At 42.2% G+C, this 17,023-nt stretch carries 12 protein-coding genes; all 12 read right to left on the bottom strand.

Going from position 1 to position 17,023, the window contains the following annotated elements:
- Window positions 1-62: 62 nt before the first annotated feature.
- Entirely contained in the window at window positions 63-257 is a 195-nt protein-coding gene (locus tag O8C65_07950) for a hypothetical protein (protein MCZ7356850.1), read from the bottom strand.
- 743 nt (window positions 258-1,000) lie between these two features.
- A complete protein-coding gene (locus O8C65_07955) occupies window positions 1,001-1,231 on the bottom strand; it encodes a hypothetical protein (protein ID MCZ7356851.1) in 231 nt (76 codons plus the stop codon).
- 13 nt (window positions 1,232-1,244) lie between these two features.
- On the bottom strand, window positions 1,245-4,649 hold the full coding sequence (locus tag O8C65_07960; protein MCZ7356852.1) for a hypothetical protein: 3,405 nt from the start codon (window positions 4,647-4,649) through the stop codon (window positions 1,245-1,247).
- Between the two features lie 72 nt (window positions 4,650-4,721).
- Window positions 4,722-5,738, bottom strand: coding sequence for a phage tail protein (locus O8C65_07965; GenBank protein MCZ7356853.1), 1,017 nt, complete (start codon window positions 5,736-5,738; stop codon window positions 4,722-4,724).
- A complete protein-coding gene (locus O8C65_07970; GenBank protein MCZ7356854.1) occupies window positions 5,731-7,590 on the bottom strand; it encodes a baseplate J/gp47 family protein in 1,860 nt (619 codons plus the stop codon). The genes O8C65_07965 and O8C65_07970 overlap by 8 nt, the downstream gene beginning before the upstream one ends.
- Window positions 7,591-7,611: 21 nt before the next feature.
- Complete coding sequence (locus tag O8C65_07975) at window positions 7,612-12,672, bottom strand: putative baseplate assembly protein (GenBank protein MCZ7356855.1); 5,061 nt, start codon at window positions 12,670-12,672, stop codon at window positions 7,612-7,614.
- A complete protein-coding gene (locus O8C65_07980) occupies window positions 12,672-13,082 on the bottom strand; it encodes a GPW/gp25 family protein (protein ID MCZ7356856.1) in 411 nt (136 codons plus the stop codon). Before O8C65_07980 ends, O8C65_07975 begins: the two co-directional genes overlap by 1 nt.
- A complete protein-coding gene (locus tag O8C65_07985) occupies window positions 13,083-13,478 on the bottom strand; it encodes a PAAR domain-containing protein (GenBank protein MCZ7356857.1) in 396 nt (131 codons plus the stop codon). It lies immediately after the preceding gene.
- A 1-nt stretch (window position 13,479) separates the two neighbouring features.
- Window positions 13,480-14,163 carry a phage baseplate assembly protein V gene (locus tag O8C65_07990; GenBank protein ID MCZ7356858.1) on the bottom strand — a complete coding sequence of 228 codons (684 nt, stop codon included), beginning with the start codon at window positions 14,161-14,163 and terminating at the stop codon, window positions 13,480-13,482.
- Entirely contained in the window at window positions 14,160-15,206 is a 1,047-nt protein-coding gene (locus O8C65_07995; GenBank protein MCZ7356859.1) for a hypothetical protein, read from the bottom strand. Before O8C65_07995 ends, O8C65_07990 begins: the two co-directional genes overlap by 4 nt.
- A gap of 12 nt (window positions 15,207-15,218) precedes the next feature.
- Window positions 15,219-15,869, bottom strand: a complete 651-nt coding sequence (locus tag O8C65_08000; GenBank protein MCZ7356860.1) for a hypothetical protein — start codon at window positions 15,867-15,869, stop codon at window positions 15,219-15,221.
- A partial coding sequence (locus O8C65_08005; protein MCZ7356861.1) for a hypothetical protein occupies window positions 15,866-17,023 on the bottom strand: 1,158 nt, incomplete at its 5' end. The genes O8C65_08000 and O8C65_08005, both read right to left, overlap by 4 nt.

Raw genomic sequence — 17,023 nt, forward strand, 5'->3', positions numbered from 1 at the left:
TACCTGATCTTTTTGATTTGATTCAGGCGCGGGTACGGAATTGAATAATAATGAATATTTACTCAGATGATATTGGTGTCAGTAAGCCACATATCCATCGTTGAAGTAAATTTATCGTAAAGGCCACCACCGGTAAAGACCGAAGTTCCAGAACGATAGAAGCCACCGAATCCAATATGTGGCAGGTAATATTCGCGCACAATATAATCGTGGGATTGATCATCACATGTTTCCACACCCGCAGTTATCTGACACATCGGTTTATAATAACGTTCGGAAATTACTACTGCGGGACGATTGTTGATTGTGGTCTCGCCTATAGATTTCTTACGATTCAGCGGAAAAATAACCTATGAAACCTTCATCGTCATGTGAGTCAAACAGTCTAGCTGCCCTATGGTTAGTGCCATCATATTAACCGATATAAATGACTCCATCTCTTGAAGCCAAATATTTCACTTTGTTAATAGATAATGGATAACTATCACCGGACAGCGTGTATTTGATGCGATGAAAGGTTATTTCACCCAAATCAGTCATGTCCCAAATTTCAGAATCGGTCAATTCTATAATTAAGGTTCCAGATATTGTGGGGTCACCAGAAGAAGCATACTCCCACGAATATTTCCAGTAGGCACCCTTAAATAATTTGATATCATCAAAACCTTTGTAAAGGAAAGTAGGTGACTTGCTGGTAGGGGTCTCAGTTATAGTTGGAGTGTTCCCTCTCTTGTATGATGTTGTAGTTGGTTGAGTTTCTTTATCGTTTCATTCCATACAGCTTTTTCTTGCACACAGCCACTTATAAAAACAACTACACTCGTCAATAATCCCAAGAACATTATCATTCTTAATTTATTAATCATATTCCCACCATCATTTTAATTATATTACCTAAGTAAATATTTTTCGAAAGATAAAAGCGCGTTAAGAGCAAAGTGGAATATTATTTTTGAGAGAAATGAAATATAGTTTCCTATACGTCAATAATCCAATTTCTTCACTCTGTTATTGGCTCAGATTTAGGAATTCTTTCTAACTGGCTTGTGCTAACCGACTCTATCTGCCTCTCTTTCACCAGTTCCTCTTCAAGCACCTGGATCGCACCACTGATGCGCAGCAGTGTGTTCCTCAGGTTCGCCTGTTTAATTTCCAAGTCGGAGAGTGCTTTTTGACCTGATTCGAATTCGGTTCTCAGTTCTTTGAGACGATGCTCTAATCGTTCTTTCATAATTCAACCTCCTTCAACTTGAATATACGAATATATCGATAACCCCTTTTCCTGACTCATGCCTATCAAGGGCTTTTCCTATAATCGTTCCTGGTCGAAATAATTCTTCACCTTTAATTTTTATAGGACTGGCTTTCATAGCATGACCAGGGATTGAAGAAGATGTTAATAAATTTCCCCTTTTTATCGGACCATTTTCATCAACAACTTTACAGGGAACACGACCACACAGGGCAACAGGAAATACCTTTTCACCGTCACGCTTTGTATTTAACAAGAATCCAGGTGCAGTCGATATAACTCCGAGGACTAAACAGTCATCCGGCTTTTCCGATATGATGATTCTATCCTCGTCCTGGTCCAAACGAACAACATCTCCAGGTTCAAGATCCATATCTGAAGAATAGTTCTCAGCTAGGTCGCCAACCAAACCGGTTTTGAAACCATAACTTGAATACATTGTTCCCTCTGCTTGCACATCACCTGCAACATGCAGCGCGCATACTGGGTCCGTTGTCATGATGCCGACGTAGCCTTTATTATAGTAAATACGCCCGGCGATAGAACCATCAATCCATTTGCTTGCGCCAAAAATATTTTTTAATCCTGAGCCATCGCCAACAAACGCATCCGCCTTAACTGTACCGATGACTTCTAATTCTTTTGATGGCGTTATCGTACCGATGCCGACATTTCCTTTATCGTAATAGATACCGCCAGCAGCATCAGACCATTTGCCTGCGCCTGTTAACTGTGAGCCATCGCCTATGAATTTCGTTGCGCTGACAGTTCCATTAACTGATAAATCGCTGGCAGCATAAGCGTTCCCCACGAAGATATTGCCATTAATATCAATTCTCATTTTCTCTTTACCGTTTATCCTAAACTCCAGACCTTGAGAATTGCCTTTGACATCAATGTATGAAGTATCATCGTTATCTCCCTTGATATCCAGACAGATTTCTCCCTCATCACCGAGACGCAGATGGCTACCGTTCCAACGCCTTCCGAGTAGCGTTAAAGAAGGATAACCATTGCCGATGATTAAAAGCCCTTCCTTATCATAATCATCTGGAACATATTGATCTTCGCCTGCATAAGTAAATTCGCCAATCTGGAGCTTTCCTGATGGGCTCTTTGTACCGATGCCGACGATGCCATTATAAAAAATACTATCAGGGACTGCACCATCTGACCATTTGCCTTCATTGATACCTGTTAATCCTGATCCATCGCCTATGAACTTATCTGCCTTAATGGTGCCTATAACAGATAGTCTATCGGTTGCAGATGGTGGTGTCCCGATACCCACGTTGTTCTTATAATAAATCCCGGCAGGGTCGCCGAGCCATTGGGTTTTACCGGTTAACTTCGAGCCGTCACCTATGAACTCCTTGGCTTTGACAGGGCCGTCAACGTATAAATTACCTAATAATTCCACATTACCCTTTCCATCAATACTGATTCTGATCAATTCCCGGGTCATGAGATAAATAGAATTGGACCCACCCATCGAGTTAATTTGCAGGCCACCTCCACCAGTACCTTCAGCCTGAATCCTGATATCGCTGTTTGTATCCTCAGTCGAAAGCCTTAATGCGTAACCGTCATTGCTTTTCACATCTAACCCATAACCTGGCGTGGATGTGCCAATGCCAACATTGCCTTTATCATAATAAATCCCGGCAGGGTCATTGAGCCATTGGCTGGCTCCTGTTAACTGCGAACCATCACCTAAGAACACATCTGCTTTAACAGTGCCGGCGACCTCTAATTCATTTGACGGCTTATCCGTCCCGATACCGACATAGCCGCCATTACGGTTTATATAAGTATTTGCAGCGCTATTATTTATTAACAAGGCTTCAAGCTCTTTTGACCAGAGAATATCCGCTTTCTGTGTGCCATCTTCATAGAAAGATATCACCGGGTCGGGTATGAATTCTGCCAGCATTGGTACGGGGGCCGGACTGGAACCATGGATCCTGACATAATCACCTGACATAGAATCAATCGGTTGAACAAGAAGATCCCCGTTCCTTACTTCAAGTTTTGATTCCGGATTCAGCGTCCCAATACCGACATTCCCCATAATCTCGGCATTTTCGGCTAAATTCAATGTATCTCCTGAGAATCCAGATGCATTAATGTTAGTGGCTTTAACTGTGCCATTAACGTGCAGTAGTTTTTCAGATGGTTCATCGATACCTATGCCAACATTGCCATCGTTATCAACAATCAGGGCAGGGTCAGGAGAGCCGTCTGAACCCACGAGTTTGCTGTGCTTATGGAGTTCATCTGCAATTGAAGCATCGGTCAATTTAAGCACATTGTCACCGTAAACTAAATCTAACAAATTATTTTCAAGACCGATTTTCCATTTGCTATTTTTCTCAATAGCCTCCTCTCGCCATATTATCTGGGCATTTGGTGCTGTCCCACCCCGATAAACCTCTAAACCGCCATCACCAATAAGCGGTTTTTTATTCCCGGGGGGTGGATAATCATGTACTGTAATGATATTGTCTGAAATTACTACTCCTTCTTTCCGGGTCCCTTTGACTGTAAGATTACCATCAATCGTACAATTACCATCGACTGCCAGATTTTTATCACCCGGATCAGATGTGCCTCCGATGTGCAGACCGCCGGGCATCCCGCTTTTTACCTCAAGCGTCCCATTAACAGTGCAATTGCCATCTACGACCAGATTTTTATCACCCGGCTCAGACGTGCTTCCGATACGAAGACCGCCTGTGAAATTCGTTAAAGGAGAATTGATTTGAATCCCGTTTTCAGCATCAAACTTCTTTCCCTCGATAGAAAGTGCGCTTTCTTCCCCATCCACAGATAGCGCCAGTTTACCGTAGGCTCCAGCATAAATGCGGTCTTCATTTTCGATATGGACATGTCCATCTATCAATTTGACCTTTGCCAGTATGATATGACTTTCATTGTCAGGTTTATTTTCAGGTTTAACTGCAATTAATTCAACTTTGGCTGTTTCCAGCCAGTTGATTTCTTCACTCCCCCCCTTCGACTCATCAGTATAGTTTTTTTCCTCAAACCGATAAATATAAAAATAGACTCCATCACCTTCAGCTGCAGTGCCTTTGAGTTCGATATCATCTGTCTCAGCAAAAAGAATGATCTCCTGACTTACATCATCTTCATTTGCTGCTTTCACCTTATTGAGCGCCATGCCCGGCTTTATTTTTACACTTGTGGGATTGGATCCCTCTACTACCTCCAGTCCCCATACTATCCCGTGGCTGTGCAGATGCCCGTTATGAAGCCGCCGCATCCTGATATGATAATTCTGGTCAAGCACGAACTCTTCCTGTTTCAGGAACAGTTCATTAAAGTATCGCATCCTTCTGACTTCTTTCATTTTCTCAATGTCATCCAACGTTATCATATTTTTACCTCCTTGTTTTATTATAATCATTTCTCTTAATATCTTTAAACTCACTCGATTTCCATTGACAGATCATGCCTCCGTGCTTTCGCGGATCAAGCTTCCAAGCAGTGTATCCACCCCGATTTTTGAATGTACTCCTATTTGCATGGTGGGTGCCTCAGTAATCAGATAATAATATGTGTGAGCCGGTTTTTCAAGATTGATGATGTTCCTTATGACGCGCCTCCTCTTTTCCAGTATCTCCCGACTCGCTGTGGGCAGCTCGATATATACCTGGAAATAATAGGGGCGTCCTTCCCGTATCGCTGTATTCGTTCCGATCGTGGAACTGACGCCTATCTGTAATGTCTCCAGGAACTCATTTATTGATATCTTGACATCTTCGCCCACATAGATCCGGATGAACTTTCGCAGTCCGTCAAGCGTTCCTCGCCTCTGGTACAGCGGGATTATCTTCGCAATAAGATCGCGCTTTTTCGCAGCGTTATTCTCATTCCATTCATCCTCTTCTCTCGGAACAAGGGCCATCCAGCCTGCAAGCCAGGGAAGGAACTCAAGAGGCATATTAAGAGGTTCGAAATAGATATGGATCTGGTCAATTATTTCCTCTATACCTTTTCTTTGAGTTACTTCATAAGGGAACGCTTCTACCAGAAGCATCATGTTCAGGCGGATGAGGTCATTACCGACCGGATTTTTTTCAAGAAGCTCTGCGGTTTCAGGAGATAATTTTATCCTCTGGAAGCGGTTTTTTTCATATATCGAATTTCCAAGGAGCAGGTTCTTGAATTCTTCATTCAGGGCTTTTTGAAGGGCTTCTGACGGCTGACTTGCATTCATGAACTCATCCAGAATCCGCCTGTTCTCTTGTGAAAATCTATCCTTAATGAAAACGGACAGGGGATTATTAGCATCAAGCAATTTGTACGCCAGACCAGCCGGATCTTTGATCTCCACGCGGAACAGTGAGTATTTTGAAAGGATGTTCTCAAATACTTTCAGGAACCTTTCAAGAAAGCCATCTTTTTCTATCTGATAGATGGCAGGCAAATACCGAAGATAATTTCTGTCGTTATTGTCATTCATATTTCACCGTTTCTATGTCGAATTTCTCCAATGCGATCAGCTGGTGCTTCTCGATCGCAAGTGTCGAAGCATTTTCAACATCGTTTATCCAGATTTTAGCGACATAGTCTACGCCGTTGATATTTTCCAGCAGGTTGTACACTTCAGAGCGGTAGATATGCCTGCCCATGGGCCAGCCAGTTCCCTCCGGTCCGCCTGAGATCGGATTGAAATATTCTTTAATCCTTCTTTCAGCCTCAGATATCACTTCGGCTTGCTTAATATTTTCTTTAATGGCAAGCTGCACTCTCAGCTTCACATTTGCATAAACAGGACTCACCACATGCACACGTGTCGTGATCAATCTCCTCGCATCCAGATATGCTTTGATCTCTTCCAGCAACAGATCTGAAGGTTTTCCCTCTTCTTTGCAATATCTGGAAATCTCGTATATATTTAGAATACTATTTTCTTTTATAGCATTAAGCGCAAAGGTGCAACCATCATCGATTTTCAGGTTCACAATGGTTTTCGTATCATTAAGTTTTAGAGAAAGAGTTTTTTCTTCAGTAGATACATTTATTGTCCTACCATTATCGATTTTTTCAATTTTTGCTATTTTTGCCAAATCAATACCATATTTCTGTTCCAGAAATTCTGCGAGTTTCCCATTATCGTTTCCCGGGATTTCATCCCATCTGAACAAATATGAATCTTCTACTCCGCGTGGAATAATGATCACAGAAACATGTCCTGGAAGCTCCTCATTTACCCCATATTCTTCAATTCCCTTGCTGTATAATAGTTTCCGGTTGGTCATGCAGACAGCCCTTCCCGGAGGGTCTTTTTGCAGCAGGATTTTCATACAATCCTGTGCTCTTTTTTTATAATCTTCTGACGTGATGGCCCTGTACATGGATTCCATGAATTCAACGGGAGCCTGTTTGATTTCCGAGATGCTCTTCTTTTTTCCATCATTGATTTCGACCAAGAAATTGAGAAGATTTTTATAAGCTCCGTCCAGATCAGGCATATTATATATGTTCAATCCTCCATTTTCTTTTATGGAATGCAGGTAGCGCACCTTACAGCCATTGATATTGAGATTTCCTTTTCCCTCAATTTCATCCACTTTTATTTCTATCCACTTTTTGCCTGAGGAAATATTGAGAGTCTTAATTGAAGGATTATATACGTTAAGTTTGTCTTCTCCTTCCATCAAAACGAATTCATCGGTTCTACCATCATCGGTTATCAGCCTTACCTTCTTTTCCTCTTTTTTAAGTCCAAGAGAGACAAATTTATCTCCTGAAGATAGTTTTATGGTTTCATCATATGTGTCATCATGATAATTTTTAACTATTATTGATTTTTCCACCCAATCAATACCAAATCTCATTTTTAAAAATGATGTGAGTATTTTGTCATCGTTTCCTGGTACATCGTTCCAGGAAAAAAAATATGATTGATCGTGCTTTATGATCTTCGCATTATCATAATTTGTTACCCAATCTAAACCGAGTTCGGTCTTCAGGAAATTCCGTAATCTGATCTCACCATCCGGTTTAAAATCATTCCAGTCAAATAAATACGTGCTTTCAAGTATTTTCTCGAGATCGTCTTTATTCTGTGTTCCTGCGATGAGCTTCAGGAAGTTGGTATAGGATTCTACAGTGACCTGGTTCATCCTGTACATTACCATTTCGCTGAGCCATGCGAAAAGTTCAAGGAGCGTTATTCCAGGATCTGATGGATTGTGGTTTGTCCAGTCCCTGTCATAATTAAGGATAAGCGATCGCGCCTCTTTCATCAGGTCATCGAAACGTCTGTCATCCAGATTAGGTATTGGTAAATTCGATATAGGTACGGACATGTGTTGCCTCGAAAGAAAAAATCAGCGTTTAGACAATTCAGCTCCAAAACACCATCTGCAGTAATCGTATACATTGGTCATATCAAGATCATCATAATTTCTGATGAACTTTCTATGCCCAAGTCTTATATCAGGAAGATGGCAGTTCTTCTTCCAGTTATTCAATTTATGGACCTCCCGGGTGTTTGTATTAATAAGATAAGGGAATTCAGGAAGTTTTCCGTTATGTACCAGATTATATATTTCATCGATTTTGACATCGGGTAATCCCTCCTCCTCCTCACTCTTATTTATCACATGTGTACCGGAATAAACAAGATAGTTATCATCTATGAAAATGGTTTCAACCTTATCACTTATTTCTTTTATCTGTGAAGAATCAATCTTAGTTGGATCATCCCTGAGCCCGAGGAACAATTTATCACTTATCTCAAGTGGCGCTACCTTGAGATTAATGATGTCGCTATTCGCAGGCACACCTTCGGTAATGAATGACTTAATTCTCTTATCAAATGTTTCCACGACGCTCCAAGGAGGGAATCCAGTTTCAGATCGTACGGATTCACATTCAAGGATGTCACCCTTAATATTATGAGACACGGAACTAACAACAAGAAGTTTCCTGTTTTCGCCATCTCTGAGGATAATATTGTCTCCTTCTTTAAAACCCACTACAGTAAGAGTATCAGTTCCTTCAAGTGGAAGTCGTTCAGCCAGAGAGAATATTGCTCTGTCATAGATTTTCGTTTTGTCCTTTGCAACCAATTCATCGGTCCTGATGTTATCGATTGTGAGGATCAGCCTTGTTGGATCATCATCAAATCTGATCGAAACCGTGTTATTGACGATCTTATTGTAAGTGTATATGTTTAGCTTATTATTCTCGACCTTCGCCTCGAATTTATCGGTCCTGTGGTCAGTTGAGATCGAAAGGTCTGCTTTGGTTTTTGTAGCGTCGAGCCTGATCAGAATATAGTTTTGATTCAAAGGTGGCCATACAAAAGGACCTTTGATTTTCAGGGTTATGCCATTGTCAATTTTTCTAACTATCGAAAAAACTTGATCTAACCAGTCCAAACCAAATTCTTCTCTTAGATATGTAATAAGTTTATATTTTTCTTTTCCCGGTACTTCCTCAGTATCGGCAACCTCTTCCCAGCTGAACAAATATTTATTATATATGTGATTATATGTGTACACATATATGACATTCTTGGTTTTTTCAATCGTTTCTCCCTTCTCAAAGTCAATGCCAAAATTCTGTGTCAGATAAGCTTTCAAATTTTTTGAATCTTTTCCCGGAATTTCATCCCAGTCAAATAGGAATTTCTTACCTATCGACACAATACTGCGCTCTGGATAAACAACCGATGGAGTTATTTCATTGATTTTCAATTTATAAATCTGTATCGAAGCATTAAGATACAGCTGATCCACATAGTCCACACCATCCGTATTCTTGATGACTTTATAAACTTCCGATATATAAACATCCCTTCCGAAATCCCGTCCTTTATTGTCTGTACCCCCGTGCAGCGGGTGAAAGAACTCATTCAGTCTTTTAATGATCCTGCCTTCAATGGTCTTTGCCTCGGGGATCGAAGTGAACTGGACAGAAGCTACCACTCCCACCTTGATATAACCCGGACCTATCATATTGATCTGGGAACGGTCTATGAGATGGGTCGATGTCTTTTTTTCAATATCATCTTTAATGCTATCTATTAATTCCTGGGTCGGAAGAGGTTTGTGATCGTCGCTTTCCGGGACTATGATCACCGTGACCCAGCCGGATTTTGTCCTCTGGGTGGGATCTTTGACTGGCAGGCATTTTGCTTTTGCTACTTTTGGGGATGCCCTGACCAGCCACTCATAGTCCTCTAAAGTGACTGCTCTTTCATGGTGTTTGATAGTCTGAGGTCCTCTTTCTTCAGCACTTTCCAGGGTCTCCTTATCCCATCCGCCATCTGCATCCGCGTGATTCGTGACTGACTTGACAAATGGAAAAGCGGTCTTTAGTTTTGTTATGGAGTATGCCCTGGCATTATTTCCATCATTTCCCCCTCCATACCGATAGCTGCACACGATATTATTTTTTCCAGCTGGAGGGATCATCCCTCTTACTCCGTCGCCAAAGGTTATTGTCCCATTAATCCTGTCTATAATATAGTGCCTGCTATGGGGTCCAGAAGAGAAGAAATGGCTTACCTCATGCCATCGAACCCGGTAACCTGTGATGTTGCCTGCATCATCCTTAAGATCTTTGACTGCTGCCTTATCGTTTTTTTCTTCAGAAATTATGAGCTTTCTTTCCTCTTGTGTGAGTGACAGTTCATTCACGCACACTCTTTGACCGCTAAGGACAGGTGAATGAGAAAATTTGATGACCTGATTCTTTTGCCCGTTACTTCCACCGATCTTCTCATCTCTAACTGTAACCAGGTTGCTTGCCCATACCGTGTTAGTGTGCACGCTTCGCAGTTTTGGCAACCTATCATATCTTCCCTTATCGATACGGGCCCGTATCCAGTAATACTCTTTCTCTTTCGCATCGTTCTCTTCCTCCCCCTTCTTTTCCTCAAAACAATACCTCTTATTGATATCGGAAGGAGCAGGGAATTGGATAATATCCTTTCTCGTCAGGTTCTCTGTTTTATCTTCAACGCTCAGGAGGGACCAGTTTTTCCCATTCCAGTATTCCCATGCCAGAACAGGAGGATTATCTGAAAGTGAGAGACTGATGGTGCTGCCATCCGAACTGAAGTCATGGATTAGTTTTTCTTCCCAGATGATTGTTTGATTATCAATCCTTTTAATGATCTTTTTCTCGATTTCACCTGAAGGATTGCGAAATTCCACAAAGTCCCCGATATACAGACTGGAAGCATCTTTCAAGGCGATATTAGTGGCTTCACGTCCCGGTCCTTTGTTATCAAACAACAAAGGAACAGCAGGTTTGAACACATTATCGGACAGGGCAAAGAACAGAGTAACCGGGAGTTTGGCGATGTCCTGGTCAAAGGCAAGGTAAAAGGCAGGTTCTTTATCCTCTATTGGCTGGAATGGGGGAAAAGGATATTTTTTGCTATTCAACACATATCTCTTTTCGTTGACAGCAAATTCACTGGTTTGAATCTCGGTTCCTGTCATGTAAACCTTTTTCATCTTGTCATCAAGAATGAGGGAAAGAGTGTTCTTCCCGTCAGAGATACTGATGGTTTCCTTTTCTGTTGCTATTCCGGGTATTTTCCGGATTATTGCCTCTCTTATCCAGTTCACATCGAAACCCCAGATGAGAGATTCAATAAGCTGGGCATTATTTCCCGGTACTTCATCCCAGTTAAATAAACAGTACGTTTGGTTCCTGTAGGCAAAGTCGTTGTACGTCAGGATAGATAGTGGGATCTCACCTGTAGTATAATCCAGGGTCAATTTGCTTATGCATGGCGGTTTATAAGTCGGGGGTTTGTATATCCATCCATAATTGAATTTGAAAGTCCTTCCACTAATGGCTGGATCAAAGGCAATATTAACAGTGAGTGAATCTATTGCATCAACATAAACGACCTTTCTTGTTTGAGCAGGTTCATCTTTAGTAGGATCAGCAGTAATAGAATCACCAATTCTGAGTTCATTTAAAAATTTTGTTCCAGTACCTTCCACATTCGTTTTATTTTCGCTGCTTGTAATCGTTCCAGTTCCTGAAATATCAATTCCACCGCCGGTTTCATATACAGTATCTTTTCCATAATTTCCCGAAATAATCCGAAACCGTATCCAGTAATTCTCTATTCCATTCTCTTCTTTCAATTCGATTTTAGGGCATCTGAAGGTTATATTTCCAGTTATGGTAAAGGCTAGAGTTGGATCCCCAGATACCACTCCATTTTGCACTGTCTTATTCAATTTCTGGATTTGTATCCATCCTGTTCCATCCCAGAATTCCAGGCTAAGACTTATAGAAGTTGTATCAGGTAATACTATTTCCGGCGAAAGCGTAATTCCAATAGTTATGTTAGCGCCTTCTTTAGAAAAGACCTCTTTTGAGCCAATATAGAAAGTGTCGTTGAATTTGGGTCGTTCTCCAAAAGGATAAAAATCTTTGGTCAGATCAATGGGAACGCTGTTAAAAAGAGCTGCATCCGGTAATTGAGATGGGGCTGATGTTCCACCTATTGAAGCGGTGATTGATTTGATCTCTGGAAGGTTCCCTTCTGGTGCTGAAGTCATTAACTCAGCGAATATCCAGCGGGTTTTCCAGGATTTTTGCTGGCCCTTTACTTTCTCAAATCCCGTAATTTCTTTTTCTGAAATTCCGGCAACAGGTTCAAAAGTAATGCTCCCGCTCTTCAGAAGATATGCAACATCGTCGTTGGTAGTTCTGACAACATTTAGAGGCTTGGGGGATAGAGTTTCATCAAAGTAATACCATTTCACTTCCCATTCCTGCGGTATTTTCGGGAGGATGCCAGATCGCAGATCAATTTCTGTCGTAAGGGTAATGGTCTTTTTCTCCTCGAAAGTGAAAAGCTTGCTGTTGCCGAGGTACAATCTGTGAGGAACACTATCTTTCCCTCTGAAGACCTCCACTTCTTCCTTTGGGTCTTTCAACAGGATTTTGCTATGATCTGTCCATTTTTCATCATCAGGAGACAAACTAACAGCCCTTGTCAGTTTTGGCTGGATGATAGTGATGTCGCTCTCTGTCTCAAAAACCAGTGAAGGGTGTTCCCTGGTCTGGAGCGTGGCAGCCTGCGTGCCTGCCCTGATAAATCCCTCCTTTTTATCGCCTTTAGCCATCGTAAAAGTCAGCGGCGCTCTTGCTACTCTCGGAGGAGACAGGCGTGTGCCCACCATGTTCATGAAGGTAAGGAAATTCTTGTCAGGGACTTTATTCAGCCGCTGTATGATGATCTCCATCATCCTTGAAAATATCTGAATAAGCGCATCCGCGCTCCTGTCAGATCGGATCTGGTCAATATTCATCCAATCTTTATTGCAGTAATTAAGAGCAAGTTCCCTGACCTGCTCCACTATCTTCTGTTGATCCCGGTAGTCTAGCTTTGGAGGCGCAGCAGACATCAAATACCGCCCCGCTCAAGATAGAAAGGATATACGAGGTTGTCTTTTGTATTCGATGTTTTGATTATATATTCTATATTGACTAGAAGTTTATTTCCTTCTTCCTCATCAGCAGCAATATCCATATCAGTCACTTCTATCCTCGGCTCCCATTTCAGCAGTGATTCTCGTATATATGATTCTATAAGGGTCGCTGTGGTCGTGTTATTCAGAGCAAAAACAAGCCTGTTGAGGTCGCAGCCGAAATCCGGTCTCATGATTCTTTCACCCTTTGAAGTGCCAAGAATGATCATTATCGACTCCTTGATAGAATCTTCACCCTCTGAATATGCGATCTTTCCATCCCTTACAGAAACGGGCTTATCAGGTTGATATTTCCATCCTCTCCCCAGGAAATCCGGCTCTGCCATCTATCCTCCTATCATAACTGTCCCGACCGCCATCACAGTGCCCACAGGCATGTCTGACGGGTCGTTGCACGTCATTGCCATATCCCCGTTCCTGGCAGCCATTTTTCCGTTTATCTTTACGGTGGCGCTCCCCAGCTTTATGGTAGCCTTGTTCGCCGGGGGCTTCTGGAATGGACCGCCCTGCGGGATGTGGGGCGGCATGTTTGAAGCTGTTGAATCCACTGTAGCTGCGGCCATCCCCATTATCTTCACATCAGAGCTAAGGTTCCCGTCGATCATACCTGTGAATGGATGCGGCAGCGGGGTCGGTACCGGACCTCCCGGTGTCGGGATCATTATAATATGTATATCCGTCGCCATTACCTGGTCTCCCTGTTTAGCCGCTGGCTGTCCCATATTAGTTGATGTTCACCGTTGCCCCTTTTACGTTCATGCTCCCTGAAGCTTTAAGATCCATACTTGAAGTAGCCTCGATCTTGACGGAAGCTTTTGCTTTGACCTCGAAGTCATTAGCTTCTATCTTTGCAGAAGCTTTTGTTTTGACCTCGAAGTCATTAGCCTCAATAGCCACCTTCCCGTTCGGGGCCGAAATCTCGATATCCATATCTGATTTAATGGATATCTTGTTATCACTTGTACTGATGACTATCATGTTTTTCTCTGATTTGTCAATTATCTCTATCTTCTCTCCCCCATTAGTATCATCAAACCGTATTATGTGCCCGCTCTTTGATTTGATCATCCTGATGCTGTTCTCTCCATCCTCATTGGTGAGTATCGGCGTATCCACACCGTTCCACAGCGAACCTATTATGTACGGGATATTTATGTCCCCGTATTCAAAAGCCACAAGCACCTCATCATCAACTTCTGGTAGGAAAAACGCACCTCTCTCGCTCCCCGCCATGAAAGTAAGCACCCTTGCCCAGTTGGATTCATCCTCTCCGCTCAGGCGGGGGATTTTAACTTTTACCCTTCCGAGCATATCAGGGTCTTTGTTATCGATAACGATTCCTGTAACGACCCCGTATATTTTCGATTCAGATCTCCTTCTCTGCTCCAGTAGGCCGGTAATGCTCATATCCCTGTTCTCCTCACCTTGAATGTCGTTGTATACACTCCCTCAAATAAGGAATGAACCGATGACACCACGTAATATATGCCGCTAAGCTTTTCTCCTATTCCCGTTATCTCTATGGTCTTTCCAGCTCTTATTCCTGGATTTCCGACGCATTCTCCTTCCCCTGTCAGGAATTCCTTAAGTATGAGGTTATATTTTGCCTTTGCAATATTCTCAGCATCTGTTGCATCGATTATAAGATCATCGACAACAGAGATAGAAGAAGCGATGAATGCATTTTCAGATATTTCAAAGCCGGATTTATCACCAGCCATTTTTGTCGTTTCACTCCCTGCCGAAACCGTCGAGGCGATCTCTACTTTATCATTGATGCTCCAGCCTCTGACCTCAACCTCGCTCCCTTCAGTAAGCGTGTTTATCTGAACTCCAAAGCTTTGGAGATCCATTCCGTATTCGAGGGTCAACTCTGGCGACCTATCCTCCTGCGATTTCTTAAAAACGAATGTCCCTTCATCAACACGCATCTCATAGCCTATCCGTTTTGAACGTTCGAGTAGAAATTCATAGTTGCTCTGGTTATTCTGGAATATGTACGGGTGAATAGTACCTGTATCCTCGACATCGGGGGATAGGCTGATATCTGAAGCAATGGATGAAGCGATGTCGCTGTCTTTCATGTCTTTGAACGAACGCCTCATCGTTCCAAATCTTAACCTATGCAGTTTGTCATAACCTCTTATCTCTAGGAGGCAATTATCTCCGAAATTAAAATCGAGTGATGTGATCTCTCCGGTGATCATGTCAATCAGGCTATCAATGCCCATAGAGACTTTCACCTCGTCCCCGATCTTAAAAGTCTCAAGGTCAACTCCTCTCCATGCGCCGTTCAAATTGTCAACAGTGTCGACCTTGATAATAAACATCGCCGGCAGATTCTGTTCATCTTCGACCGTAATCCCGATAATTGCGGTAATAATATCATTCGGGAGCTCATTGCCGTTTATGAGCAGCTTGAAACTTGCAAGGTTTATTGTGTCATCCATCAAACAGGCTCCTTAGTCAGGAATTATCAATATCCTTCCTATGTCGTTAGATGTTGGGAATGCCAGAGGGTTATTGATGTCATTCTCCTCGGCTATCTTTCTCCATAGATTTACATTCTTGAGTGTACTTTGAGCTATAAGGTCAAGTCTATCTCCATTCTTGACTTTCCATATCTTCCTGCATGCATCGATGCCCATGTTCTTTTTATATTCTTCCGCAGTTACTGCTGCTTTCAACGTAATGGTCAGTTCGGCTCTTACAGGCTTTCCATCAGGAAGAAACAGTGTAAATTTTTGATCAAGTTTGTGGAGCCTCCCTTTATATGCGAAACCGCCCCATACAAATTTGCACATGGGAAGTATTTTTCTTTCCGGTCCCTCGATCGCGGGTATGAGAAGTTTGGCTATCTTGTTCGTCAGCGTCCTGACATCAGATTTTTGTTCATATGTATCAAAAAGCAGCTTGACCGTAAAATCCTTCAGGGACACCTTATAAAAAGATGGATTTCCCACATTCGAACCTTTAGGTGCCGAACCTTCTCCAGCAGTTGACGGAGATGTCGGCATTTCCGCTTCCGAAGAGATTGTATATTCGTTTGGATTGAACTTTACTTCTATCGGATCTCCACCTTCAACTTCTATTATAGCTTTTGTAGGCGTCATAGCAATCCTCTCCTGTCTTTTTCGATCGAGATTTTTCTTTCAATGATATGATAAACTCTATCAGCGATCCTGTTTATTTCATTGATTGGTCTGACAGGATCTTTGACCGATTGATCTATTGAATTTGCCGACATTGTTTTTTCTTCTGAGTTTCTGGTTAAATTTTCAGTCCCCTGAAGCGGAATCTTTTTTATTACAAGTTCCGAAGGATTATATGCATTATTACCTGCATATTCTCTAAAATTCAGATTCCTATATTCGTTTTTTCTCACTATAGAGATAATTTGAGATTGATGTGATGCTGATCCGGAAGAGCCGAATCCCATATTCATTTTCTGGAATACCGCAGGCGAAGCGGCATTATATCGTATCGATCCAGCGTTTTCAAGGCGCCTTTTCCTCTGTAAATATCTCGAAATGGCATGGGAGATTTTTACATGTCCTGCCATAAGGTATGAGAAATAATCGGAACCGTCATGCCGGTCGGGTGCATGTTCATATCGAACATTCGGGGTAATCATGTCCAGATTCATCGATAAATTATCCTTTTTTCCTGCTGCCGGGCTCTCCGTAGCAAAATATACTTTCGATGTTCCTCCTGATGATCCCGAAATACTGAATTCCTTATTTATTTTTCGAAATACCTCAGGTGGAGTGACATTAAGGCGTATCGGTCCTGTTTTTCCAAAGCACCTGTCCTTCTGCAAATATTCCGAAGTTGCAGGAATAAGAGCGATTTTTGCAGGTCCTGACATAAGGTATGAGAAATAATAGGAGCTGTCAATCCTGTCAGGGCGTTCGTATCGAATTTCCCGGCCGATCCCATCCTGGTTCATCGATAAATTATCTTTCTTTGCAGCGTCGGAACTTTCCATCGCCGAATATACTTTCGATTGTCCCCGCAATGATCCTGAAACATAGGGTTCTTTATTTATTTTTCTAAATACTGCAGGCGATGTGGCATTATAGCGCATCGATCCTGTTTTATCAAACCATCTGTCCTTATGCAAATATCCCGAAGCTGCAGGACTAAGAGCGATTCTTGCAGGTCCTGACATAAGGTATGAGAAATAATAGGAGCTGTCAATCCTGTCAGGGCGTTCATATCGAATTTCCCGGGTAATCCCATGCTGGTTCATCGATAAATTATCTTT

This window comes from Candidatus Methanoperedens sp., assembly GCA_027460535.1.
Classification (GTDB): Archaea; Halobacteriota; Methanosarcinia; order Methanosarcinales; family Methanoperedenaceae; genus Methanoperedens.